The organism is Rhizobium azibense, from assembly GCF_004342325.1.
GTDB classification, from domain to species: Bacteria; Pseudomonadota; Alphaproteobacteria; order Rhizobiales; family Rhizobiaceae; genus Rhizobium; species Rhizobium etli_B.
Genome location: NZ_SMBJ01000002.1, coordinates 78,966 through 101,569, shown reverse-complemented (window position 1 = coordinate 101,569; position 22,604 = coordinate 78,966). Strand labels below are relative to the sequence as shown.

The window sequence follows — 22,604 nt, the reverse complement described above, 5'->3', positions numbered from 1 at the left end:
AAATCAGACTCACGTTAAAATTGAATTCAGCTGGCGATGCCTAATGCAATGTTATCGCGTCCGTATATAAAACTAAATGATTAATCAGTATAACAAAGTATTAATATAAGAAAGCTTTAATATAATATGGCTTTACAAAAAAAATTGCTGATGTACCGTCTTAAGACAAATAGAAGACTTGATTAAACTGTCACGGAAACGTCACGGTACGCTTATGTTTTACCGGCTAACGCCGGGGTTCGCAAGGCATCGGAGTTTATCTTGCCATTCGCGTTGCGACAACAGCGCGCGTTGCAGTTGTACGGGGGATGCATGCATGGAACGGGGCGAAAAAGCCGTCTCTGCTCGGCGGCAGGAGATGGATGCTAGACGGGACGATGTGTTGGCGGCCTGGAAGGCTGCGGTTGACTATGCCGATTCTGTGGTCAGCGCGGCCGTGCTTCTGTCAAAAAAGTCGGCCCGTTCTCACGTTCGCAAGGTTAGGCAGGCACCTTTGCTGTTTGCGACGGACCTCGTATCCGCAGGCTTCGCCCTGAGCTTTGCATTCGTCGCGCGCTATGGATTGGAGCAGGTTCAGGCAAGTCCGGAGCTGATCGAAACGCTGTTGTTTGCAGGTCCGCAGTATCTTGCGATCTGCATTGTCGTCTTTCCAATGGCCGGTCTTTATAGCCGCAACTGGCGATACGGTTCGATCTCCGATCTTTGGACGATCCTGCGGGCAGTCCTCATAACCACGGCCCTTTTGGTTTGCGTGCTGTTCTTCATAACAAGGCTGGAAGATATCCCGCGCGCTGCCTTGCTTCTCGAGGCGCTCCTGCTCTCGCTATTCCTTTCGGCGTCGCGGCTGAGCTTTCGTATGAACGAGTTGTCCCTGCCGGATAACACTGGCTGGCTGAAGCAAGCCTCCGGGCAGGAGCAAATGATTCCGACGCTGCTGGTGGGTGCAGGAGATGCTGCCGATCTCTATTTGCGCGCCGTGAGCCGCGACCGCAGCTGCTTCCATCGTCCGGTTGCCATCATCGAGCCGACTGGCGCCTGTGAGGGGATTATGTTGCACGGCGTGCCGATTGTGGGTGCCCTGACGGATTTTGAGAGGGTCGTTAGGGAACTGTATCTGTCCAATTCCTTCCCGCGGCACCTTGTGTTCACCGAAGCACCTTCCGTGTTTGGCGAGGAGGTCAGCGAAAAACTCATCAGACAGGCCGAAGCGCTCGGCATTACCGTTTCCCGATTGTCCCAGATGACGGAGTTGAAAGATGCCAAGCGGGAAAACAGATTTGAACTCAAATCCATCGAGCTGACGGATCTGCTGGAACGGCCGCAGGCCACTTTGGACCGGGACGCCATTCTCAGGCTCATCCGGGGGCGCCGCGTTCTCATCACCGGTGCCGGCGGCTCGATTGGCTCCGAACTCACGCTTCAGATCGCCGCCTGCGAGCCGTCACAGCTCGTTCTGGTCGAGAATTGCGAGTTCAATCTCTACACAATCGACCTTGAGCTTGCAGAGCGCTTCGCGACGCTGCCCCGCGCAACCTGTCTTTGCAATGTTCGGCGGGCCAACCGTGTCAATGACGTTTTCGAGGAATACAGGCCGGAGCTGGTTTTCCATGCGGCAGCGCTGAAGCACGTGCCGATGGTGGAGATCAATCCGTGCGAGGGCGCGCTTACAAACGTGATCGGCACAATGAACGTCGCCAATGCTGCAAGGCAGGTCGGTGCCCTGGCGATGGTTCAGATTTCTACTGATAAGGTGGTCAATCCGACGAGTGTCATGGGAGGGACGAAACGTCTGGCGGAGCTCTATTGTCAGGCGCTCGACCTTGAAGGCGTGGAGCGGGGAGGCGGGCCTCGTTACATGACCGTGCGGTTCGGCAACGTTCTTGGCTCGAGCGGCTCGCTCATTCCTTTGTTTAAGAGACAAATCGCCAGCGGTGGACCGTTGACCGTGACCGACCCGGACATGACGCGGTTCTTCATGACCATTCGGGAAGCCGTGGAACTTACCCTCCAGGCCTCCGCCTACGGGCTCGAGGGCGACATCGGAAAAGGCGAGATCTTCGTTTTGGACATGGGAAAGCCGGTGAAGATCATGGACATAGCGCGCAGGATGATCAGGCTTGCGGGCCTCGTTCCCGACAAGGACATAGCGATCAAGGTCATCGGGTTGCGTCCTGGTGAAAAGTGCTACGAGGAGCTTTTCGACATCAACGATACTCCGGTTCCCTCACCTGTTCCGGGGGTTTTCGGCGCAATTCCGCGGCCTGTGCCGCTTTCGAAGCTTCGCACGACGTTCGCCCGGCTGGAGCGCTTTGCCGAATTAGGCGATGCATCCATGGTGCTCGCGCTCATCAGCAGCCTTGTCCCAGGTTATGCGTGGAAGCGTCCCGCATCCGCTGGTCCTGCGGCCCTGGCTGCGGCGCAGGATGAAACTCCTCGCGAAGAGGGCGAGGATCATGACGCGGGCCTCCCGGACAACTTACTTGCAGCTCTTGTGGCTGAGACTGATGCAGGACGTACTGAGGTGTCTGGGCGGATCAGCCCTTCACGGCTGCAATGAAACGAAATCAGTGGCGGGCGCCGGTCGCTCCCACGAAGCTGGTCTATTGGATCTCGTCTGGAGACAACTGTGTTGAATGTGGATGCAGCACCAACGGATAACATTCCATTGGATCGCCTGCTTTGGCGCCAGCGGGAACGAAGCCAGCGCATTCTGGTACTGTCCAGCTATAGCCGTTCGTTAACGAATTTCCGTTTGGAACTTCTAAAGTCCATGGTGCGGGCCGGCCATGTCGTGGTCGCTGCAGGTCCCGAAGACGACGCGGAAGTGAAGGCCGATCTTTCGAGGATCGGCGTTGAGTTCGCCAGAATTCCTATGGCCCGTGCCAGCTTGAGCCCGGTCAGGGACATTGCGACATTCCTCCAGATTCGGCGGCTATTGAAAACAGTAAGGCCTGATGTCGTGGTCCCCTATACGATGAAACCGATCGTCTACGGTGGAATCGCAGCCCGCTCAGCAGGTATTGCGGGGCGTTGCTTTCTGATAACCGGCCTGGGGCATGTTTTTTCGGAAGCGAGCCTGAGGACTCTAAAGGGTCGTTGGATCAAACGACTGAGCGTGTGGCTTTATCGGCGGGCGATGGCAGGAGCGAAGGCGGTTTTTGTCTATAATGATGCAGACCGCTCGGACATCCTTGAAAATTCATTGGTCCACGACCTTTCCGTCATTCATCGCGTTGCCGGCTCCGGCGTGGATGTCGATCGCTACGCCTTCGCACCGGCCCCGTTCGAAAAGCCTGTCTTTCTGATGGTGACCCGGCTGATCAGGGACAAGGGCGTCTTCGAATATGTGGAGGCGGCACGACGCTTGAAGCGGCATCGGCCTGATGCCGAATTTCAACTTCTCGGACCGTTTGATCCCAATCCAGGGGCAATATCGCGGCTGCAGGTCAGGGAGTGGATCGAAGAGGGGATCGTGAACTACCTTGGCGAGACAAACGATGTCCGCGCCTTCCTGGCGCAGTGCAACATATTCGTGCTGCCCTCCTACTACCGAGAGGGAATACCCCGCGCCATCCTGGAAGCGATGGCCGTCGGGCGCGCGATCATTACAACGGACCTTCCCGGTTGCCGGGACACCATCGAACCCGGCGAAAACGGTTACCTTGTCACGCCGCGAAGCGCAGACAGCCTTTACGGCGCCATGTGGGCGCTTGCCGACCGCCTTGGACTGGCCGTTGAGATGGGTCGGCGTTCGCGCGAACTGGCCTGCACCCGGTTCGACGTCCACTCAATCAACGCAATACTCATCGAACGAATGGGTCTCTCAAACCATGACCACGCGGGCCGAGGGGCTGCAGGAGCTTGTGGACGGGAGGAAAACCAGGCTGACACTGTCAACCGATCGCTCGATGCAACTGGGAGGGTCATCTCTTGGAGAGGGTGAAGATAACAGCACATGGGCTCGCTCCATCGCCTTCAGGCAGGCACCACAGCATCACGTATCAGCGGCGCGTGCTCCGCCCGCGTTCAGGCTATGGACTTGTCGATCTGCTGGAACTGGTGCGCAGGCACCGATGGTCCTTCTTTTCAGTCCTTGCGGGCGGGCTGGTTCTGACCGTCTTGACCGCCGCCTTCATGACAAGGGTCTATGTCGCTTCGTCTGCCATTGTTTTCGATCGCAATGATGCCCGTCCCTATGAGGCCGTCGAGGAACTCCGCAAACAGGAGCGCGACAAATCCGTCATGGAAACGGAATTGGACGTCATCAAATCGCGGGTGTTCGTGGGCACTGTGGTGGACGCGCTCGACCTGGTGAACGACCCCGACTACAATACCTACCTTCCGCGCCGCGACGACGAAAATGAAGGAGGCATCAGCCTTCTCGTTTCTGCTACGACCAAATTCTTTGCCCCGGAGCAGACCCCCGACATGGTTCGCAGCCGACTGGTTTCGAAGAGCGTTCAGCGCGACAGGGCGATATCGGCGCTGCTGGGCTCCTTCACCGTCGACCGCAACGGTGACAGCCTTGCGATGACGATCCATGTGCGGCAGACAAGGGCGCTGAAGGCAGCGGCGATCGCCGACGCCATTGCTCAACATTATGTAGACTGGACTGCCAAGCTTACGGATGAAGCAACGAAGAACACAATCGACTATCTTCGAGGTCAGGCGAAGGAACTTGGCAGCCGCATAGCGACAATGGAACGTGAAATCGCAGCGTTTTCGGCTAATCGCGATCTCACTTTCGATCCCAAGGATGACATTCTCAGGTCTCGATTGGAGCTTCTCAACGAGCAATTTGCAGTAGCAAGTACTGACGAGACCGCCGCTCGGTCGAAATATCTCGAGGCCAAAGCACTGATCGCGTCGGGCGATGTGTCGGCCGTCGTACGTGTGGTCGCGTCAGAGCCGTTGGATCGTCTTCGCACCGAGCAGTCACGTCTGGAACGGCTGAAGGCGCAGCTGAGCTCTAAATTCGCCAAGAACCACCCGTTGATCGCTGATGCCGACGCCGAGCTCGAAGCCAATCGACGGATGATGACGGACGAAGCAGAACGAATTGTCCAGGAATTGGCAAATAGCGCAGACGTCGCAGCCGTCCGTGCTGCCAAGTTTAGTACCGATGTCGCAGTGCTCCAGAAGCAGATACAGGGCCGAAGTCTTGCGGAAATTCGTCGGCGGGAACTTGAGCGAGATCTGCTGGCCGAGCAGAAGCGTTATGATCAGGTCGTGCTTCGACTGGGGGATCTAGATCCCGAGCGGGGCGAACACAAAGCGTCAGCCAGTGTCGCGTCCTATGCGGAGGTGCCGACGAGCCCGACCTTTCCGAAGCCGGCCCTGGTTGTCGTCTCGGGATCGCTGGGTTCTCTCATCCTCGCGGTCCTGACTGTCATCATTGTCGATGTGCTCGACGATCGCCTGTATCGCTCGAACGACCTGGAAGACATTCTGGGCCGGCCTAACCTGGTAACCGTTCCACGCGTGAACCGGCACTTTCGCAACGGTGCCAGCTCGTTCGAATTTGCCGTCGATCATCCATCCTCGCCCTTCGGAAAGGCAATGCGAAACTTGTGTCTTGCCTGGCGGACAATCGAACGCTCGATTGGTGGAAAGATCGTGATGCTTTGTTCACCGTCGCCTGGCGACGGCAAGACTGCGCTCGCCCTCGGCATGGCTGCCGCGGCGGCAACGAGCAGTCTTCGCACGGTTCTGGTTGACTTCGACCCATCGGCGAAAGGTGCGGGCGCTCTTCTTGGCATAGCCGCTCCTCGTCTGGTGCCGAAGATCGAAGAATCACCCGATTTATGCATCTCGAGCATGACGTCACCGGCTCATCCTCGCCTTGACGTCGTCTTTGCAAGCTTCACCGCCGACGATTTAGGACCACTTTGCTCCTATTTGCGCAAAATGTATGATCTGATCATCATCGACGCGCCGAATTTGGACAGCGAGGAAGGCGCTGTTTGGCTCGCCGCCCATGTGGATTCCATCGTTGTGGTCGCCTCGGCCGGATGCACAACGGAACGAAAGCTGGTGAATGCGCTGAACCGCCTCTCGGTCAACCAACCCTTCATACTTGGGGGAATTCTAAACCAGGGCGCGATGTCTGAAGCAGGCAATGCAGGACTGGTGGACCCCTGGCCGTGGGCGCAATTCAAAGCGCGGTTTCGCAAGAAACAAACCGCATAAGTGATTTTCCAGGTAATAAGCGCCGTCGCAAGACACCGGACACAGATGGCAGAAGAAAGGGCGGGCAACGACGGCTTGAGCGGCCCGCCATTGAAAAACGGTCCTTTGCACTGACTGGCAACTCGCCTCCCTCAAGCAGGTTTAGCCAATTCATGGATCATGCGGTTCTGCCGGCAAGCTCACGATAGATATTCATTATTTTTTCTGTATGGGAACGAACGCCGTAATGCGCCAATGCAGATTTCTGTGCGTTTGCGCTCACGCGCTGCCATTCAGGCGCATCCTTCAAGAGCTTGGCCATCGGCGGCACAAAGGCGTCCGGCACTTCGGGCTCGACCAGATAACCGGTCTCTCCATCAACGATTGCTTCGGGATTTCCGCCGTGATTCGTCGCAATAACCGGCGTTCCAACGAGCATCGCTTCGATGAGGGTTCTTCCGAACGGTTCGTTGATTGCCGGTACAAGTAAAATGTCCATGGCGCACATCAAACGGTTGATCGGCGAGCGGAAGCCCATCAGGTGAATGGCATTTTCTATGCCCAATTCGCGCGCGCGTGCCGTCACCTCGACATCGAGTCGCTCGCCGCAATGGCTGGGCGCTCCAAACAACAAGCCTGCGATCTTCGGTTCCGGATGTTGCGCGCAAAACGCGTGGATGGCTTCGACAAAGCGGATTGGACGCTTACGATCGATGAGTGTGCCGAAGAATCCTACGAGGCGTGTTTTCTCATCCAGTCCGAGTTCCCGCACGAGATCCATACGGCACTCTTCTCTGTCAAGCAGAGGTTCTGGATGGTCAAAAGGACTGTGGATCACCGAGGTCCGGTCGTTGATGGGTAGCAGAGGCGAGGTTGGCTTTGCATAGTTGGAGACAGTTACGATGTGACTGGCAATAAACGGTGCGAGGAGATTTATCCCCCGTCCGGCCGGATCCCCGCGATGGTGCCATAGGAGGCGTGCTCCAGAAAGCACCGTTGGGAGCCCCCATGTCGCGTGAATCGAGCCATCATTGGTGTGGACGATGTCTGCCTTGTGTCGGCGAAGAAAACGGATCAATCGGGCGATGGTGTAAAGATAGCCTGCCGCAACAGCGCTTCTAGTGGCGCCGCGATATCGAGGTCTGAGGATGGAAACCTTCACCGTCAGATAGTCAATCTTGCGCTTGTCCAGATACTTTGCGAAATCCCCGTTTGGCCGATGGACGACGACCACGGGCCGCACCTCGGAAGGCTGGAGCGCTTCGATCAGCTTGATTGCCGAGATGTCGCTTCCGCCGAATTTATCTCCGACAAACGGATAGACCACGACTATTGGCTTCGAACCCAATGGATTTACCCCCAAAATTCGAAAGCTTGTATGCGCCAGAGCCTGTTTACCTGTGTAAACCGTATCGGCGATAGTATCGCCGAATGGAGCGATATTTGATATCACCCCAATTGGTTATTGATTGTACTGAAGCCCGGCCCAATTCGACAGAGCGCGCTTCGAAAAGGCTCATCCTCGTCGAGCTGAACGGCCAGCTAACGATAGCGCGAGGCGCGTTCTGTTCACCTGGTATCGGTTGAGGTGGTGGCTTTGGATGCGAACGGCATGGACCCGCGAGATGGCATGCATCGGCAAAGGCCCTGCTGCTCTCCAATGCGCTTGGCTGCAACCTACCTAGTCACATTCACCTTCATCTGGCTGGAGGCTGTCGGCTTTACTCAGGCAGCAAACGCAGCGTCCGATGCGTTCCCTGGCGCCGAGGGTTACGGAAAGAGCGCGCAAGGCGGAAGAGGGGGCGCGATCATCGCTGTCACAAATCTGGAAGACAGCGGGCCGGGAAGCCTCAGAGCCTGCATCGAGGCGGCCGGTCCGAGGAACTGCGTCTTCCGGGTTGGCGGTACGATCAAGCTCAAGCGAACGCTCATCGTGCGCAGCGAAAATGCTTTGGTATCCATCCTCGGGCAGACGGCACCGGGCGGTGGCATCGTCTTGACGATTGAGCGGCCTGACAAGAAGGGAAAAAATACGCTATTGGGAATCAAGGGAACGAATGACGTTATCGTGCGGCATATTCGCATCCGGCCGCAGCTCCCAAACACTGTCAAGAACGTTGACGGACTGGTCATCGAGAACAGCCAGAGAGTATATGTTGACCATGTCTCGGTTTCCTGGGCAACGGATGAAAACATCAGTACCCACGCTGACGCCACGGAGGTCACGATCGCAAATTCGATTCTTGCGGAGGGCCTCAACAAACATAGCAAATGCACGCTGCTTGGATCCGATCCTCGGGCGCCGCAAAAACTGACGTTTCTCCGAAATCTGTGTCTGTCGAACAATGATCGGAATCCAGACAACAATCACTACGGGCAGTCCTGTATCGAGATCGTCAACAACGTTTTCTTCAATGCGCGGTCCGAGTGGGCGGAGATCTTCTCGCAATTTCCAGGCGGAACCCCGATCGCATACGCCGGGAACTATTTCAAAGCAGGCCCGAGTACTAACGATCTGACCTACGCCATTCGGTCGAAAGATGCCGCCATGGTTGCGGAACCGCAGATCTATCAGGAAGGCAACGTAACCTGGGCACCGCCTTCCAAGACGATCGTCACCGTGGCGCCCGATACGGAGCGCTTTCTTGTTTCCAGTCCGCCCTGCGCCTTAAGCGTGACTGCGATCGCACCGGCAGCAAAAGCTTACCATGACGTTCGAACACGATCGGGCGCGTTCCCACGCGACAGCCTCGATCGTGGCTGGGCCAACGATATGGGACCGGAGGGGGAGAAGGGCGACGGCAAGATGGTGAGCGAACCCGGTCAGATTCCGTCGATGGATACCGGGGCTGCCTATAGGGATGACGATCAAGACGGGATGGCCGATTCCGTCGAGGCCAGGTTTGCCGCCAAGCCCGGGGTAAATGATGCCTGGGCGGTGACCACCCCTGACGGCCCAGCCCATTTCGACGAATTCATGGAATGGCTCTCGGAAGAACGGATCGCTGGTCGGTACCCACAGTGATGCAGGCACCGACCAACCCGGTCGTCGGGCAATGAGGTCCATGCAGAGGCGTGCGATCCCAGTTCTGCGTACAACGGTTGGGCCTAAGCCGATTTTCTGGCGCTGTCGGTCGCCGCAAGGACCGCATCCCGAAGCGCTCTGGCATTTTGAAGAACGGCCACTTCGCTCAAGCTGGGATCGACGAGGAGAGCTAGGCTCGTTTCGCCGAGTTTTTGCGCGACAGGCAACCTCCCCACCGGTTGCAGGTCGGCGAATGCTTTTTCGAGGTAAATTTCTGAGCAGCTTCCGGTAAAGCAGGAAACGCCTGCGCTGTTCAGGCTCGCCAGAATCTGATCGCGATCATAGCCCATCTTCAGTCGATCAGGACGAACAAACGTGTAGAAGCGGTAATACGCATGGCGAATGCCGCGACGCGGAACTGGTGTGCGAAGAGCATCGAGGTCGGCAGTCGATGTGATTAGTATGTTCGCATTTCTTTCTCTTGTCGCTTGCCACTCCTTTAGCCGGGCGAGTTGGCAGAGGCCAAGCACCGCCTGATACGACATCATCCGCAAATTGGTGCCGACGGACTCGTGAAGCCAGCGAAAACCGCTTCGGCCCGCCTTTTGATGAACGGCATCATACGATTTTCCGTGATCCCTTCTGCTCCACGCCTTCTTCCAAAGTGCTGTGTCGTTCATCGCGATGAGGCCGCCTTCGCCGCCTGTGGTGATGATCTTATCCTGGCAGAACGAAAAGGCAGCAATATCGCCGAAGGACCCGACCGGCCTCCCATCGATTTCCGCGCCATGCGCCTGGGCGCAATCTTCAATGACCCACAAACCTCTTTGGCGGGCAAAAGCCATGATCTCGGGCATGTCGCATGGCCATCCTGCAAGATGGACGGCGATGATGCCCTTGGTCCTCGATGAAACCTTCTGTGCTATCGCGGCTGGCGTGATATTCTGGCTGTTCTCATCGATATCTGCAAAGACCGGCATTCCACCGCAAAAAGGGACGCAAGCGGCTGATGCGACGAAACTGCGTGGGGTCACGATGACCTCGTCCCCGGCACCCAAGCCGAGGGCGAACAATGCCAGTTCGAGGGCAGCGGTTCCATTGGTGACGGCGATGGCGTGTTCAACGCCTAGAAAGGCGGCATAGGCTTCTTCGAACTGCGCAACATAGGGGCCTGTCCAGGCATTGACCTGACCGGTGCGAAGCATGGAAGCGACCGCTTCGATCTGCTCTTCATCAAAAACCGGCCACTTCGCCATTTCGCCCTCCGTGTTAGATGCGATATCCGCTTCTCGAAACCGGCTCCTGCGTCACAGAACCTGGCGAACCATCACGAAGGCTTCCGCGGCTTGACTGAAGACGGTTGCGCCGCGCAACGTCGCCAGCGCCCTCAAGGTTTCGATCGCGCGCTCATGCGGTGGTGGCCGCAGCTGCGACTGAAAAGCCGACATCGCTTCCAATTTGGTTTCGAGATGCTCCTCGATATCGATGAAGACGTGTGGAACGAAACTGGGCGTCACATAGGCCGCGTTCCAATTCGTCTCCGAGAGGGTCTCATATGCCAGAATCAGTCTCGGATATTGCTCCTGATGAGGTCTTGCCGCCACGAGCGCAGACGTAAAGACGATCTGATGATCGACATGCATGTCTCCGACGAAAGGGAGGAGAAGCGTTTGCGGGGAATATGCCGTCATGATCTCGAACAGCGAGCGGTTCAAATCGGAAACGGCCGTCTCGGCCAGGCCGGCTGCGGGGAAACCCATCCAATCGGTTTTGCCGACACCAAGGATAGCGTGCGCCAGGCGAGCCTCGTCCCTCAAGCGAGATACGGCCTCGGATGGGTATTGCGGCGGCTTACCCTCGGTTACGATGACGATCCGAACTTCGGCTCCCTCCGAAGCGAGCCGTGCAATTGTACCACCTGCCCCGAGGACCTCGTCGTCCGCATGGGGCGCGATGACAAGCGTCCTACCGAAGACATCGCTCAACATGCGTTCGCAGCCTTTTTCCATCGGCTTTTTATCCCCGCGTTCATATAGGGAGGTGACGCTGATGCTCGAGACCACGTTCGCTCCTCGATTGCTACATGCCCGCGATCGACACAGCGACAACATCCCCCGGAAGCAACTCCGTATATGGCGCACCATCGATCACGGTGTTGACCCCTTTTTTGGGGCGGCGAACCTCGTAAGTGAAGGAGATCTGGTCACGATTTCTTTCGTCGGCGGCCACCGAAGCAATGAGATAGAATTGCTCTTCGGCGGATTGGCGCGTGGACTGGAGCTTCTTGATCGCTGCTTCGCGCTCCTGGAGCTTCAGTAATATGTCTTTTTCCCGATCTGCCTGCAGTTTGGCGAGCTCCAGCTTGAGGTTGCCGAGTTCGCGCCTCGAGCGTGACATCTCCGCGTATATCTCCAGAAGCTGGGTTTTTTCATTGGAGGTCGTATTCTTGACCCGCGCGATCTCGGTCTCCGTATTCAATTCGCGTTTGCGTAGCGCGGTCACACGTTCAAGATCTCGCTCGTTCATCTCGACGACACTTTTTTGCTCGACTTCAAGCTGGGCGAGGATCTTCAAGGCTGCCTCTGTTTCGGCAATCCCCTGCGTCAGAATCTGGACTTGAGCCTGTGTGGTAATCAGATCGGTCTTCAGGATCTTCTCCTCGATCTCGAGCACGCTCTTAAGTGATGTTTTTTCGAGAAAGGGTCGCGCGGTCTCTGGAGCGTCGCGCAAGTCGATGGTTTCGGCACCACGTAACTGGGCCGCCAAACGTGCTGCGTAGATCGCCTCATGGACGATTTCCACCTCGGCGCCGTCCATCGTCCCACGCAATCTCGCGCGGGCCATGATCTTGTCAGACGCACTCGACGCCGCCGTCAAAGTCCCACCTGCAAGGCCGACAGCCTGTTCGACCGTCAAGCCCGGATAAAAGGGAAAGGATCCGGGATTTTTGACCTCGCCCAGGACAAACACCGGCTTGTAGGTCGCGATGTTCAAAGCAATTTTAGGATCGACCAACATCTGCCGGTTCTTGTACTCGGTCCGTAACTTTTCCAGCGCCTGGCTAACACTGAGACCCCCGATTTCAACGCCGCCGACCAAGGGAAATTGCGCAGTCCCATCCGCGTCAACTGTCAACAGAACTGGCAGCAGGGCGTCGTCAAGAAAATCAAAATTTACGACGTCTCCGGGCTGCAGCTGGTAAACCTCCGATCGCGTACCGTTCGCGGCCGCGACAAGGATGGCCAGGGCGACCCAGATCGACCGGCAAGACGCAAGGCGTTTGCCGGAAATTGCGTCGCTTTTCATCCAAGGATGAGCTGACATCACGTCCTCCCATTGACGCAGCGGTTGCGCGCAACCGGCGTGGGTCCGATCTCTATCTAAGAAAGTTGTTACTTTTAACGTCAAGTAAATAAATGTTAAACCCGTGCACCTAATAGTATATGAGAATGAATATAATTTGGGCTATGAAATTCGGTTGCGTAACCCGTCAGAATTATATTCTATTTGATGCGATACGCTCCGAGTATCAATTTTTGGGTGTGCTTCGCTTGTCGTTTATTTGATTCTTTGATGGTATGTTGTTTTTTAAGGTTAGATTTTCTGCCAGTAATATTCTAACATAAATTATTCCACCTTCGGGCAGCTGATGTGCATACTGATACTCTGTTGCATTCTAGCGGAAGATATCGAGTGCCTCACCAGGAGTTGAGAGATGCTCATCGAAAACAAAGCTGAGTTGGGAGCCTATCAGCCACTTTCGCAAATGCACAGCGAACGGCAAGTGTCTATATATCGCGTCCATGCCTCCCGCCTCGAAGGGGAAGTCTTGGTAAGTGGAGCGAAGAACAGCGTGCTGCGTCTTCTCGCAGCCTCGCTGCTGACATCTGGTAAAGTCGAGATCTCGAACTATCCCGGGATGCTCCTGGACGCGCAGGTACATCTTGGGATGCTGGAGGCGCTTGGAAAGCATTGCGTTGTCGAAGGCGAGATTGCCTATATTGAGGAAATTGTTCCCCCGCCGGCGGAGCTGGTGTGGAGGGGCCGCTCTATTCGCAACACGCTGTTGATATTGGGTGCCCTTACAGCTCGTACCGGGAGAGGCTGTGTGCCATTGCCGGGTGGCTGCAAATTCGGAGAGCGGAAGCATGACCTGCATGTTATGCTTCTCAAGGCACTTGGCGCGACCGTTACAGAAACAGACACCAGTCTCGAAGCCTATGCCCCTAAGGGTCTGACAGGCGCCGACATCCGCTTGCCGATCCGCTCAACCGGGGCTACCGAGAATGCTCTTTTGTGCGGCGCATTGGCCCGCGGTGTTACCACCGTTTGGAACCCGCATATCCGTCCTGAAATAATCGATCTGATCGCCATGCTCCGGACGATGGGCGCAAAGATCAAGGTGTTCGGTCAGGAGCGCATCGAAATTGAAGGGCGAGAAGAGCTCACAGGTGTTCGACACAGGGTCATTGGCGACAACATGGAAGCTCTAACATGGTTGGTCGGGGCGTGTATCACCAACGGCGACGTTGAGATCCATGGCTTTCCGCTATCGGACCTGGAGGTTCCCCTCATACACCTCAAGGAAAGCGGTGCGCGTGTTTATACCGGTCAGGAGAGCATAATCGTTCGCGGCGGCAACTGTTATCCTGTAGAGATCAGTACCGGCGCCTATCCCGGAATAAATTCGGACATGCAGCCCCTCTTTGCAGCCTTCGGTGCGATGTCGCGCGGGGAGAGCAAGATCATTGATTTGCGTTTCCCTGGACGCTACCTCTACGCGCAAGAGATGGGCTTGATGGGACTTGACTATTCCATCGAGGACAATCTCCTGCGAATTCGCGGCGGCACCAAGTTGCGTGGCGCGGAAGTGACAGCACGTGACCTTCGCGCAGGCATCGCCCTGACGTTGGCCGGTCTTGTTGCCGACGGAGAGACGGTCGTTCACGATGCCTGGCAAATTGAACGTGGTTACGATCGATTCATCGAGAAAGTTACATCGTTGGGTGGGGACGTCCTGGCCGAATGAAGACAGGCGGAAATGGCGCTGTTGGTCATCGTGGAACTGACTGTGAACACTCCGAAGATATCAAGCAAAAATGTTGTGTCGCTTCTCGGGACAATCAGGAACGTTGAGATTTCAACTCATGTCCCGCTGAAATATGTCGGGCGATGGCAAATTGGTGGGCCGGCTGACGTCGTGGTGGAACCACTCGACGGGCGCGCGGTCAGCGAGGTTTTGAAGTGCCTGGGTGCAGAGAAAGTGCCATTCCTGGTGATTGGCGATGGCACGAACCTTCTCTTTGATGATGCAGGGTTTCGAGGTGTCGTTCTGCGGATCGGCCGGAAAATGTCGCAGATCGCGATCAATGGCACACACGTCGTCGCTCAAGCTGGAATATGGACTCCTGTTTTTGCCCGAAAGGTCGGATCGGCCGGATTGACAGGTGCGGAGCACACTGTGGGGATTCCTGGAACTCTAGGCGGCCTGGTTGTTATGAACGGCGGCAGCCAGCGAAAGGGGATCGGCAGCAACCTTGTAAGCGCCACCGTCGTCGACATTGATGGCAAGGTGAACATCTTGGATCGAAATGCATGCGAATTCTCATATAGAAAATCCAACCTGCAGCGGCCGAACCTTGTCCTGCTGGAAGCAGATTTCGAGTTTGCCACCGCCAACAAGTCCGACGTGCGAAGGACAATGATTGAAATTATGGTGTCGAGACGAAAGAAATTCCCCCTTCGCTTGCCGAACTGCGGCTCAGTTTTCCTCAGTGACCCCAAGATGTACGACGTGGTCGGCCCGCCGGGAAAAGCGATCGAGGATGCCGGGTTGCGGGGACGTCGCATAGGTGGAGCACAGATTGCCCCCGGTCATGGTAACTTTATCGTCAACCTCGGTGGTGCGACGAGCTCGGATGTGCTGGGCCTGATCGATTTGGTAAGAAGGACGATCTTTGAACGAAGCGGCTTTTTACTGGACTGCGAAGTCCGTCACGTTCGTCCCGACGGAGTGCTCCAACCAGCTCATCTGTCGGTTCAGTCAGGAAAGTGGAACTGATGCCTCGCGTGGTCGTAGTGTCCCCATACTACAACAGGGCTCATCTGGTCGATGAGACCGTCACGGCAATTCGAGATCAGACATATCAGGATTTCGAGGCTTATTTCGTTGACGATGGGTCGCAAGATGGCACCTTCCAGGCACTTTTGAAACATGAGTCGGATAAGATCCGCGTTTCGACGCAACGCAACGCCGGGTTCACGCGGACTATGATTTCGACTATCGCCTGCACAGACAGCGAGTTCATCGCGGTGCAGGGATCAGGCGACATATCCTATCCAACACGACTGCAGAGCCAAGTTCGATTTCTGGACGAGAACCCCGGCGTGGTTGCAGTGGGTTGCTATCGGGAAGTCGTATCGGACATAGCTTCGAAGAGTTACATTGTTAAGCCGGTCGTCGATAAGAATATTAAAGTACAACTCTTTAGCGGCAATCCTTTTTCCCAGGGCGAGGTTCTTATGCGACGCTCTGTATATGAAAGAGCCGGGGGATATAGAACCTTCTTCTTATATCGTCAGGATCTCGATCTGTGGCTGCGCATGACGGACTATGGAGCGATGGCTGTCGTTCCCGAGATTTTATACAAAGCTTGGAAGCGCAAGGATTCTGTAACCGGCGATGCGCGCAAGTTAGCAGTTGCGATGAGCTGCAGAGATTTCGCCTTGTATTGTGCGCGAGAGCGCATGGCAGGCAGACCCGATCCCCTGGATGCGAATGGGCCGATTTCCGCGTTGATGCGACCGCGCTCAAAGGATCTTGCGACACGCCTCGCCTCAGAGGCCAGGCGGCGGGCCTTGATTGGACTTGAGGATGATGCAAGGCATTTGCTCAAGGCGGCTTTCAACGAGAAACCAGTCATCTCAGCCTGGATTACACGCGTTATTTTATTCGCTCCGTGGCTGGGGCCACTCACTCCGCTTGCCAATCGTCTTGTGCGCCTACTCAAAGGGTGGGCGGCAGCGCACCGCGCGGACAGGGCCGCTTGATCTGGATGACTTCGTCAGAGCCCGCAAACAAAGGTCTCAGTCACCAAGTCCGATCCGAGGTCGCGATGACCTCGATATATCAAGGCGCAGGCATAGCCATCGACTTGGCTTACATGGCCACCTTATCACGCCTGCTGTCGCCAGCGGATTTTGGCGTCATGGCAACGGCGATCTTGTTTCTCTCATTTTGCAATCTTCTGCGTGAGATCGGGCTCGGCGCGACGATCGTTCAATTGCCAAGCCTCACGGAAGTTGAGCAGCGGACAGCACTCACGTTGGTTCTGATCTCGTCTGCCATTCTCTTCATTCTGGCGCAGGCTTGCGCTGCGCCATTTGCGCGGTTCATGAACATGCCCGCGTCGGAAGTTGTTGTTAGAGCGCTGTCGTTCATCATCATCGTTCAAGCATTCACCTCGATATCCGAGGGCCTCCTCTTACGCCGACTGGAGATGCGCCGTATCCGAATGAGCGAGATTGCGGCCAAAACACTCGCATACGGCACAACCGGCATCGGTTTGGCATTTGCGGGTTTCGGATATTGGGCCCTTGCCGCGGCATCGATATGTGAGGCCAGTTTCCTGGCCCTCGTTCTGGTTTATGCCGCTAAACCGAACCTTCGACCGATATTTGATAGTCCATCCAGCCGTCGTCTGATGGGAAAGGGATCCGGCTTTACTGCATCACGAGTAATCAATTTCATCGCGCTTCGCGCCGACATCGCCATTGTCGGCCGATCCTTGGATGCAGTTCACCTTGGCCTCTACTCTCGAGCATATCGCCTGATGAGTCTACCGACGGACGTTTACGCCCGTATGGCGGATCGAGTCGTCTTTCCTGCGATGGCCAAGGTGCAGTCTAACCCAGCGCGGCTCAAGAAAGCCTATCTGCGAGGCGTTGGTCTAACCGCTCTTTTTGGAATGCCAATGAGCGCAGTAATCTATATTCTCGCTCCGGAGATTGTTTTGTCCCTGCTCGGCAAGCAGTGGGGGGAAGTAATCCCCGTGTTTTCCTTTCTCGCAATTGGAATGTACTTTAGGTTGGCTTCACGAGTGAGCGGATCTCTTCTGCGTGCGACGGCGGCCATACGCGCGCTTATCCTGTCGCAAGCTGTTTATGCATGCCTGACGATATGCGGTACGTTGTTGGTTGTAGGGCATGGACTGTCAGCCGTGGCGACAGCAGTGGGACTGGCGATTTTTGTATATTTTTGCGTAATCACAGCGTTTGCCTGCAAAGTGGCCCGCGTCTCCCTCATCGAGTTGATCATAGAGCATCGATACGGCATGCGTGTATCGGCTATGGTTGGCATTCCTTGCTTTGTCATCGCTTATGTGCTGCGGCTCGAAAACGCGCATGCGAGCATCATACTGCTTTGCGAAATCCTGTATCTGGGTCTCTTCTCGCTTTGCTTCGTATATCGGATGCCGATCAATCTGATCGGCAACGAGGGCGCTGAATTTAGTGGCCACATGCGCAGCGCAATTCGTTCAATGCTGCGCTCTGGTAGAAATGATCCATCGTCTTTGTGAGGACCGGCCCCGACAGGCCTCGACGCTGTCGATGCTGACTGCGCCCCTTGGCGCCACGCCCGCATACCATCTGATAGCTCACATATGAAGGATCGGACCAGAATATCCGCCAGAAGGCAAAGAATTCAATCTGCTGCTCGACGAGGGCCGTGCAAAGGGTGAGCGAACGCGGGCATCATCATTGCCGTCGTTTGTAATGAAGGCCGCGGTCTCTTGACGATCCCATTCAACGGCTCATGAGGTTCGCCCGTTCGGCGCACGACCAGACGCGCGACGTCCAGCATCGCGACATTTTTGATGATCGTCCATGGTATGGAATGCCTGCCGGTTTGCGACGGTTGCCCTTCCTTTGGACAAATGCGCCGAGCGCTCAGCGGGTGGCGTGAGACGGCGGCATGCCCAGTCAAGGCGACGAATTCAGCGCTGCCGTCGCCACAGGCGAGTCCCACAATGCGATCTCATCGTCGGTCAGCAAAGCCAGTGTGACCGACAGTCCCTGCATGTCGAGGGAGGTGACATAGGTGCCGACCAGTGCGCGTTTAATGTGAAACAGCCGCTCTTCCATGAAACGGTGAGCGGCGTTGTAGGCAAGATAGAGTTCGGCCGGCGGCGTGCTGCCAAGGCCGTTGACGAAGAGCAAGGCTTTCGTATCCGGCTGGATGGAGATGTCTGCCGAGATTGTTTCGCAGAGATGACGGATGATGTCGTCAGCGGCCAGGAGGCGTTGTCTCGAACGGCCCGGCTCTCCATGGATGCCGACGCCCACTTCCATTTCGTCCGTGTCCACTGAAAATGTCGTGCGCTGGATCTGTGGTATCGTGACCCCGTTGAGCGCCACTCCCATTGTCCGGACACGTCCGTCCAGCCGGGCGCCGATCCGCTTCAATTCGGCGAGCGGCAGGCCCCGTTCCGCCGCCGCACCGATGATTTTCTCGAAGATCAGCGTGCCTGCGACACCGCGGCGTCCTCGGCCTTCATCAGCTCTTCCTGTCTCGATATCGTCGCTGACGATGACAGTTTCGATCCTGTGGCGGTTGGCGGCCATTTCTATCGCCATCTCGAAGTTCATGATGTCGCCGTCATAATTCTTGATGATGAGCAGGCATCCGGCTCCTGTGTCCGCCTCCTCTATGGCGCTCACGATCTGGTCAGGCGTCGGCGAGGTAAAAATATGCCCGACGCAGGCCGCATCCAGCATCCCCTTGCCGACAAATCCGATATGCATAGGCTCGTGACCGGCGCCCCCTCCGGAGATGACTGCGACCTTACCTGGTGTGAAGTGTCGACGGCGGACGCATTTTCGCCCTGCGCCGAACACGACCAATTCCCCATGGGCGCGCACGAAGCCTTCCAGGCTTTCAGCGACCATGGTTTGCGCAGTGTTCATGAACCTCTTCATCCAGCCCTCCCCAAGGCGGCGATATGTTTGCGGTCCTTAGCCGGTCCGCGAAATTCCGATTAATCCGTTCCTCCGCAAAGGGCGGCGATCTTCTGCACCAGATCGGAGATGGCCTCCTCCAGCAGGCGGTTCTTCCTCTCGTCGCCGAAATCCGGAACCATGATGGAAAATTGCCGCAACTTTTCGGCATGGCCCAGCTCCGGAAGTTTCCCCGGATGCGCCGTTTGATAGGCGTCCAGAAAACGCTCCTGTTCGGCGGCACTGAAGTGGCACACCTGAAAAACCGTCGCCAAGTGCCGGGCCGGCAGCGGTGTCGCGTAGGTCGGACTTGTAATTTGCGTAACGAAGCTACGGTGCTTTCCGAGCTCCGTGGCAAGCCGCTGACGTGTGCCGGAGGGACGATTGTCGATGATCTGCGCCAGGATGGACTTGTAGGCGATAATGGCGTCCTCGGTGTCGTCGCGCGCCATCTTAATCTCCGGCTGCCTTTGTTCCATCGGCTCTCAACCCGACGATCGCCGATCTTATCGCGGGAAGCTGTACGGGCGCCACGGAAAAGTGCCGCAAGCCGATCGCAAGCAATCCCGGAAGCCATTGGGGGTCGCCCGCGATGTTTCCGCAGATGCTGACAGGTTTGCCGCCCTTTGCCGCAAGTCGCATCGCTCCTTCAAGAAAACGAAACAGCGCCGGTATGGCAGCGCGATGAAAGGTCATCGAGTTGGCGCCATCGCGAGTGGAGGCGGCGAGCTGCTGTGTGAGGTCATTGGTTCCGAGTGAAAAAAAATCAGCGGTTTCAAAGGTGTCAAGCATCAGTGCAGCGGCCGGCACTTCCACCATCATGCCGATCGGCGGGATGGGGTGAGGCATGCCGCGGCTGGAGAGCCGTTCGGCTTCCTCACGGAATATGCTCCGCATCTCGTTGATCTCTGACGGAAAGGTGACCATCGGCAGCGTCACGCGAAGATCGCCGTGGACTGCGGCACGCAGCAGGGCGCGTGCTTGCACGCGCGCAATTTCGGGGTGTGCGAGCAGGAGACGGATGCCCCGCAGATCCGTTGCCGGTCCGCCAGGTGGCACACTGAGCCCGGCAAGTGGCTTGTCGCCGCCGATATCCAGCATGCGAATTGTCACAGGCTTGCCAGCCGCCCATTTCAGGACGTGACGATAGATGACGATCTGCTTCTCTTCGCTCGCCGCCTCCGCGACCGACGAGACCGCAAATTCCGACCGCATCAGGCCAACGCCGGCCGTTGTCACCGGCTCAACTGAATCCAGATCGGCCGGGTCGTTTACATTGATCGACAGCAGGATCTTCGTCCCATCGGCCGTGCGCACCTCACCATTGTCACAAGGACTTGCGTCCGTGAACATGGAAATCAATTTCGTCGAAGCCGATTCGGCGCCTGCACCATCGGCATGGATGGTGATTGCACCGCTGTCTGCATCGACCCGAATATCATCGCCTTCCGTAACGTTGAAATGCCCTGTGTTGACGACCATGGGGATCGATTTCGCCCGTGCGAGCAGCGCGACATGGCCGATGGCACTGCCATTAAACAGCGCGATGCCTCCGCCCTGCGACCAATCATGTGCCAGGAAGCGGCTCGGCTCCATATCCCTGGCAACAAAGATCGAGCCTGCCGGAAAGTCCGCGATGGGTGCTCCGGCCAACGCGCAGAGCACGCGGTTCTTGATGTCCAGGATATCGACGGCGCGCGCCCGTACCTGCTCTTCGTCTGCCGTCTCCAATTCGCCGATGTAGTCGTCGAGCGTACCTGCCCACGCAAAGACGATATTTTCTCCGGCATCCATACGCGCTTCGGCTGTTTCCGCTATCGTCGGGTCGCGAAGAACCTCGATCTGAAAATCGATGATGTCTCGGCTTTCGGCGTCCGACCTTGCGGCGAGGGCTTCAAGCTCGCCGACCGATGCTTCGATGGCGTCGATGAGCGCCTGATATCCTGAAGCAGGCTGCAGTGACGAAGGGGCGGCAACAGGCATTTCTGCCAAATGCGCCGGTCCGTAGGCGACGCCGGAAGAAGCGCTCGTTGCTTTTAGGCTATCCCGTTCGGCCATGTTTCTTGTCCTCGTCGAAGTTGCGTTCGACAAGTTCCTTCAATTCCTTGACTGCCTCTTCCGCCAGAATGCCGTCCGCTCTTATGCGTAGAACCGATCCCTTGCGGATTCTGGCGCTCATGATTTTGATAATGCTCTTGCCGTTCAGCCAGACATCGCTGCCGTTCACGGCGACTTCGATCGAACATGGGAACGACTTTGCAAGCCGGGTGAATGTCACGGCCGGGCGCGCGTGCAGTCCAACAGCATGCTTGACCTCCACGTCCGTCTGGTAGCTGACATGCAATCGTGTAGTCTCCGTCGTCTCTATTCGAAATTCACTGCTCATCAGGGCGAGAGCTCCTCGGCCGTAGCGACGACTTTTGACAGCGAAGCGCCGCCGGAGGCCTCCGCCGCCGCGATGACGGCGCCTTCCACCAAAGGGGCGTTGCAGATCGCAACGAGCGCCGAGCGCGGCGCGCCGAGCATCTCGATCGCCATTTCGCTGTTTGTTTCCGCCCCACCGAGATCGACGAAGACGGCGACCCCTGCATCCGACCAGGCCGTCTCGATTGCCTGCAGGATGCCGCCAGCGTCGGTGCCGAGCTCTCCGCGAACATTGCCTCCCGACCAGGCGAGCGGCACGCAGTCACCGACCATCTGCCGCACCATGTCGGCAATACCTCGCGCGACCAACGGCGAGTGGGAGACGATCACGATTCCGACGTTTGCGGTGTTTCCAGTCGTCATGCCCGATGGTTCTCCCCGAAATAATGGCAGATAGCCGTAGTCAAAAGCGCGCAGCTTGATGCACCCGGATCGACATGACCGATCGAACGATCGCCGAGATAAGAGGCGCGGCCGCGCCTGGCCCGCATGGCGGCGGTCAGGCTGGCGGAGCGTTCGGCGTGCCGCGCGACATCGATCAGCGTCGAAGATCGGGCAAGCGCATCCTGTACCGGATAGAGCACGTCGAGCAGCGTCTTGTCGCCTTGGTGCGAACGTCCGCGCCTTGCAACCGCATCGATCGCCTTTTTCAGCACGATCGCGAAATCGTCAGTCCGGTCCCGTGCCCGCAGCTCCCGGCCGATTTCCATCAGCAGTGTCCCGTAAAGAGGACCCGCAGCACCGCCGATATTCATCACCAAAGTCATTCCTATCTTTTCCACGGCATCAGGCAAGGGGAGGTTGGAAAGGGCAGTTCCTTGCGCGCTCACCGCCTCGCATCCTCGCTGCATGTTGCTGCCGTGGTCTCCATCTCCAATCGCGCAATCGAGCGCGCAAAGGTGATCGGTGTTTGCCGTGATGACCGCCCGGCAAGCTTCGATCAGTCCCAAAACAAGCACGGGTTCTGCCTGCACCTCATGTCCTCCCAACG

General features: G+C 57.0%; 18 protein-coding genes. 8 read left to right on the top strand and 10 right to left on the bottom strand.

Going from position 1 to position 22,604, the window contains the following annotated elements; all coding sequences use genetic code 11:
* The first annotated feature begins 358 nt into the window (after positions 1-358).
* The 3 genes from EV130_RS04620 to EV130_RS04610 all read left to right on the top strand — a co-directional run bounded on the left by EV130_RS04620 (position 359) and on the right by EV130_RS04610 (position 6,189).
* On the top strand, positions 359-2,557 hold the full coding sequence (locus EV130_RS04620) for a polysaccharide biosynthesis protein (protein WP_081377306.1): 2,199 nt from the start codon (positions 359-361) through the stop codon (positions 2,555-2,557).
* A gap of 69 nt (positions 2,558-2,626) precedes the next feature.
* Positions 2,627-3,943: a glycosyltransferase family 4 protein gene (locus EV130_RS04615; protein ID WP_245520020.1), complete on the top strand. Its 1,317-nt coding sequence runs from the start codon at positions 2,627-2,629 to the stop codon at positions 3,941-3,943.
* The gene (locus EV130_RS04610; protein ID WP_074064726.1) at positions 3,940-6,189 is read left to right on the top strand and encodes a GumC family protein; all 2,250 of its coding nucleotides are present in this window, start codon (positions 3,940-3,942) and stop codon (positions 6,187-6,189) included. The genes EV130_RS04615 and EV130_RS04610 overlap by 4 nt, the downstream gene beginning before the upstream one ends.
* 157 nt (positions 6,190-6,346) lie before the next feature.
* Here the strand turns inward: EV130_RS04610 and EV130_RS04605 are convergent, their stop codons facing one another.
* Positions 6,347-7,621, bottom strand: coding sequence for a glycosyltransferase family 4 protein (locus tag EV130_RS04605; RefSeq protein ID WP_081377245.1), 1,275 nt, complete (start codon positions 7,619-7,621; stop codon positions 6,347-6,349).
* A gap of 207 nt (positions 7,622-7,828) precedes the next feature.
* Between EV130_RS04605 and EV130_RS04600 the strand changes: the two genes are divergently transcribed.
* Positions 7,829-9,193, top strand: a complete 1,365-nt coding sequence (locus EV130_RS04600; RefSeq protein WP_074064724.1) for a pectate lyase family protein — start codon at positions 7,829-7,831, stop codon at positions 9,191-9,193.
* A gap of 83 nt (positions 9,194-9,276) precedes the next feature.
* Here EV130_RS04600 and EV130_RS04595 read toward each other — a convergent pair whose 3' ends face one another.
* The 3 genes from EV130_RS04595 to EV130_RS04585 form a co-directional block, all read right to left on the bottom strand.
* On the bottom strand, positions 9,277-10,449 hold the full coding sequence (locus EV130_RS04595) for a DegT/DnrJ/EryC1/StrS family aminotransferase (RefSeq protein ID WP_074064723.1): 1,173 nt from the start codon (positions 10,447-10,449) through the stop codon (positions 9,277-9,279).
* Positions 10,450-10,500: 51 nt separating this feature from the next.
* Positions 10,501-11,202 (bottom strand): PIG-L deacetylase family protein, encoded by a 702-nt coding sequence (locus EV130_RS04590; RefSeq protein WP_074064722.1) that lies wholly within the window; start codon positions 11,200-11,202, stop codon positions 10,501-10,503.
* A 70-nt stretch (positions 11,203-11,272) separates the two neighbouring features.
* Positions 11,273-12,517, bottom strand: a complete 1,245-nt coding sequence (locus tag EV130_RS04585) for a polysaccharide biosynthesis/export family protein (RefSeq protein WP_074064721.1) — start codon at positions 12,515-12,517, stop codon at positions 11,273-11,275.
* A gap of 391 nt (positions 12,518-12,908) precedes the next feature.
* Between EV130_RS04585 and EV130_RS04580 the strand changes: the two genes are divergently transcribed.
* The 4 genes from EV130_RS04580 to EV130_RS04565 all read left to right on the top strand — a co-directional run bounded on the left by EV130_RS04580 (position 12,909) and on the right by EV130_RS04565 (position 17,772).
* Positions 12,909-14,222, top strand: a complete 1,314-nt coding sequence (locus EV130_RS04580) for a UDP-N-acetylglucosamine 1-carboxyvinyltransferase (protein ID WP_207900859.1) — start codon at positions 12,909-12,911, stop codon at positions 14,220-14,222.
* 12 nt (positions 14,223-14,234) lie between these two features.
* Positions 14,235-15,254 carry a UDP-N-acetylmuramate dehydrogenase gene (murB, locus tag EV130_RS04575; RefSeq protein WP_081377243.1) on the top strand — a complete coding sequence of 340 codons (1,020 nt, stop codon included), beginning with the start codon at positions 14,235-14,237 and terminating at the stop codon, positions 15,252-15,254.
* A complete protein-coding gene (locus EV130_RS04570) occupies positions 15,254-16,243 on the top strand; it encodes a glycosyltransferase family 2 protein (RefSeq protein ID WP_074064720.1) in 990 nt (329 codons plus the stop codon). Before murB ends, EV130_RS04570 begins: the two co-directional genes overlap by 1 nt.
* A 65-nt stretch (positions 16,244-16,308) precedes the next feature.
* Entirely contained in the window at positions 16,309-17,772 is a 1,464-nt protein-coding gene (locus EV130_RS04565) for a lipopolysaccharide biosynthesis protein (protein ID WP_074064719.1), read from the top strand.
* A gap of 403 nt (positions 17,773-18,175) precedes the next feature.
* Here EV130_RS04565 and EV130_RS04560 read toward each other — a convergent pair whose 3' ends face one another.
* Genes EV130_RS04560 through dhaL form a run of 6 tightly spaced genes read right to left on the bottom strand, consistent with a single transcriptional unit; the run spans position 18,176 to position 22,587 of the window.
* The gene (locus EV130_RS04560; RefSeq protein WP_132553011.1) at positions 18,176-19,171 is read right to left on the bottom strand and encodes a dihydroxyacetone kinase subunit DhaK; all 996 of its coding nucleotides are present in this window, start codon (positions 19,169-19,171) and stop codon (positions 18,176-18,178) included.
* A 59-nt stretch (positions 19,172-19,230) separates the two neighbouring features.
* The gene (locus tag EV130_RS04555; protein ID WP_074064717.1) at positions 19,231-19,641 is read right to left on the bottom strand and encodes a hypothetical protein; all 411 of its coding nucleotides are present in this window, start codon (positions 19,639-19,641) and stop codon (positions 19,231-19,233) included.
* Position 19,642: 1 nt separating this feature from the next.
* Positions 19,643-21,247, bottom strand: coding sequence for a putative PEP-binding protein (locus tag EV130_RS04550; RefSeq protein WP_074064716.1), 1,605 nt, complete (start codon positions 21,245-21,247; stop codon positions 19,643-19,645).
* Positions 21,231-21,575, bottom strand: a complete 345-nt coding sequence (locus EV130_RS04545; RefSeq protein ID WP_074064715.1) for an HPr family phosphocarrier protein — start codon at positions 21,573-21,575, stop codon at positions 21,231-21,233. Before EV130_RS04545 ends, EV130_RS04550 begins: the two co-directional genes overlap by 17 nt.
* Positions 21,575-21,976, bottom strand: a complete 402-nt coding sequence (dhaM, locus tag EV130_RS04540) for a dihydroxyacetone kinase phosphoryl donor subunit DhaM (protein WP_074064714.1) — start codon at positions 21,974-21,976, stop codon at positions 21,575-21,577. Before dhaM ends, EV130_RS04545 begins: the two co-directional genes overlap by 1 nt.
* Positions 21,973-22,587: a dihydroxyacetone kinase subunit DhaL gene (gene dhaL / locus EV130_RS04535; RefSeq protein WP_074064713.1), complete on the bottom strand. Its 615-nt coding sequence runs from the start codon at positions 22,585-22,587 to the stop codon at positions 21,973-21,975. The genes dhaM and dhaL overlap by 4 nt, the downstream gene beginning before the upstream one ends.
* Positions 22,588-22,604 lie beyond the last annotated feature (17 nt).

Bases quoted from the DNA above. Each gene is read 5' to 3' on its own strand.
- EV130_RS04620 (WP_081377306.1), top strand. From the start codon at position 359: ATGGATGCTAGACGGGACGATGTGTTGGCGGCCTGGAAGGCTGCGGTT.
- EV130_RS04600 (WP_074064724.1), top strand. From the start codon at position 7,829: ATGCGCTTGGCTGCAACCTACCTAGTCACATTCACCTTCATCTGGCTG.
- EV130_RS04595 (WP_074064723.1), bottom strand. From the start codon at position 10,449: ATGGCGAAGTGGCCGGTTTTTGATGAAGAGCAGATCGAAGCGGTCGCT.
- EV130_RS04590 (WP_074064722.1), bottom strand. From the start codon at position 11,202: ATGGAAAAAGGCTGCGAACGCATGTTGAGCGATGTCTTCGGTAGGACG.
- EV130_RS04585 (WP_074064721.1), bottom strand. From the start codon at position 12,517: ATGTCAGCTCATCCTTGGATGAAAAGCGACGCAATTTCCGGCAAACGC.
- EV130_RS04580 (WP_207900859.1), top strand. From the start codon at position 12,909: ATGCTCATCGAAAACAAAGCTGAGTTGGGAGCCTATCAGCCACTTTCG.
- murB (WP_081377243.1), top strand. From the start codon at position 14,235: ATGGCGCTGTTGGTCATCGTGGAACTGACTGTGAACACTCCGAAGATA.
- EV130_RS04570 (WP_074064720.1), top strand. From the start codon at position 15,254: ATGCCTCGCGTGGTCGTAGTGTCCCCATACTACAACAGGGCTCATCTG.
- EV130_RS04565 (WP_074064719.1), top strand. From the start codon at position 16,309: ATGACCTCGATATATCAAGGCGCAGGCATAGCCATCGACTTGGCTTAC.
- EV130_RS04560 (WP_132553011.1), bottom strand. From the start codon at position 19,171: ATGAAGAGGTTCATGAACACTGCGCAAACCATGGTCGCTGAAAGCCTG.
- EV130_RS04555 (WP_074064717.1), bottom strand. From the start codon at position 19,641: ATGGCGCGCGACGACACCGAGGACGCCATTATCGCCTACAAGTCCATC.
- EV130_RS04550 (WP_074064716.1), bottom strand. From the start codon at position 21,247: ATGGCCGAACGGGATAGCCTAAAAGCAACGAGCGCTTCTTCCGGCGTC.
- EV130_RS04545 (WP_074064715.1), bottom strand. From the start codon at position 21,575: ATGAGCAGTGAATTTCGAATAGAGACGACGGAGACTACACGATTGCAT.
- dhaM (WP_074064714.1), bottom strand. From the start codon at position 21,976: ATGACGACTGGAAACACCGCAAACGTCGGAATCGTGATCGTCTCCCAC.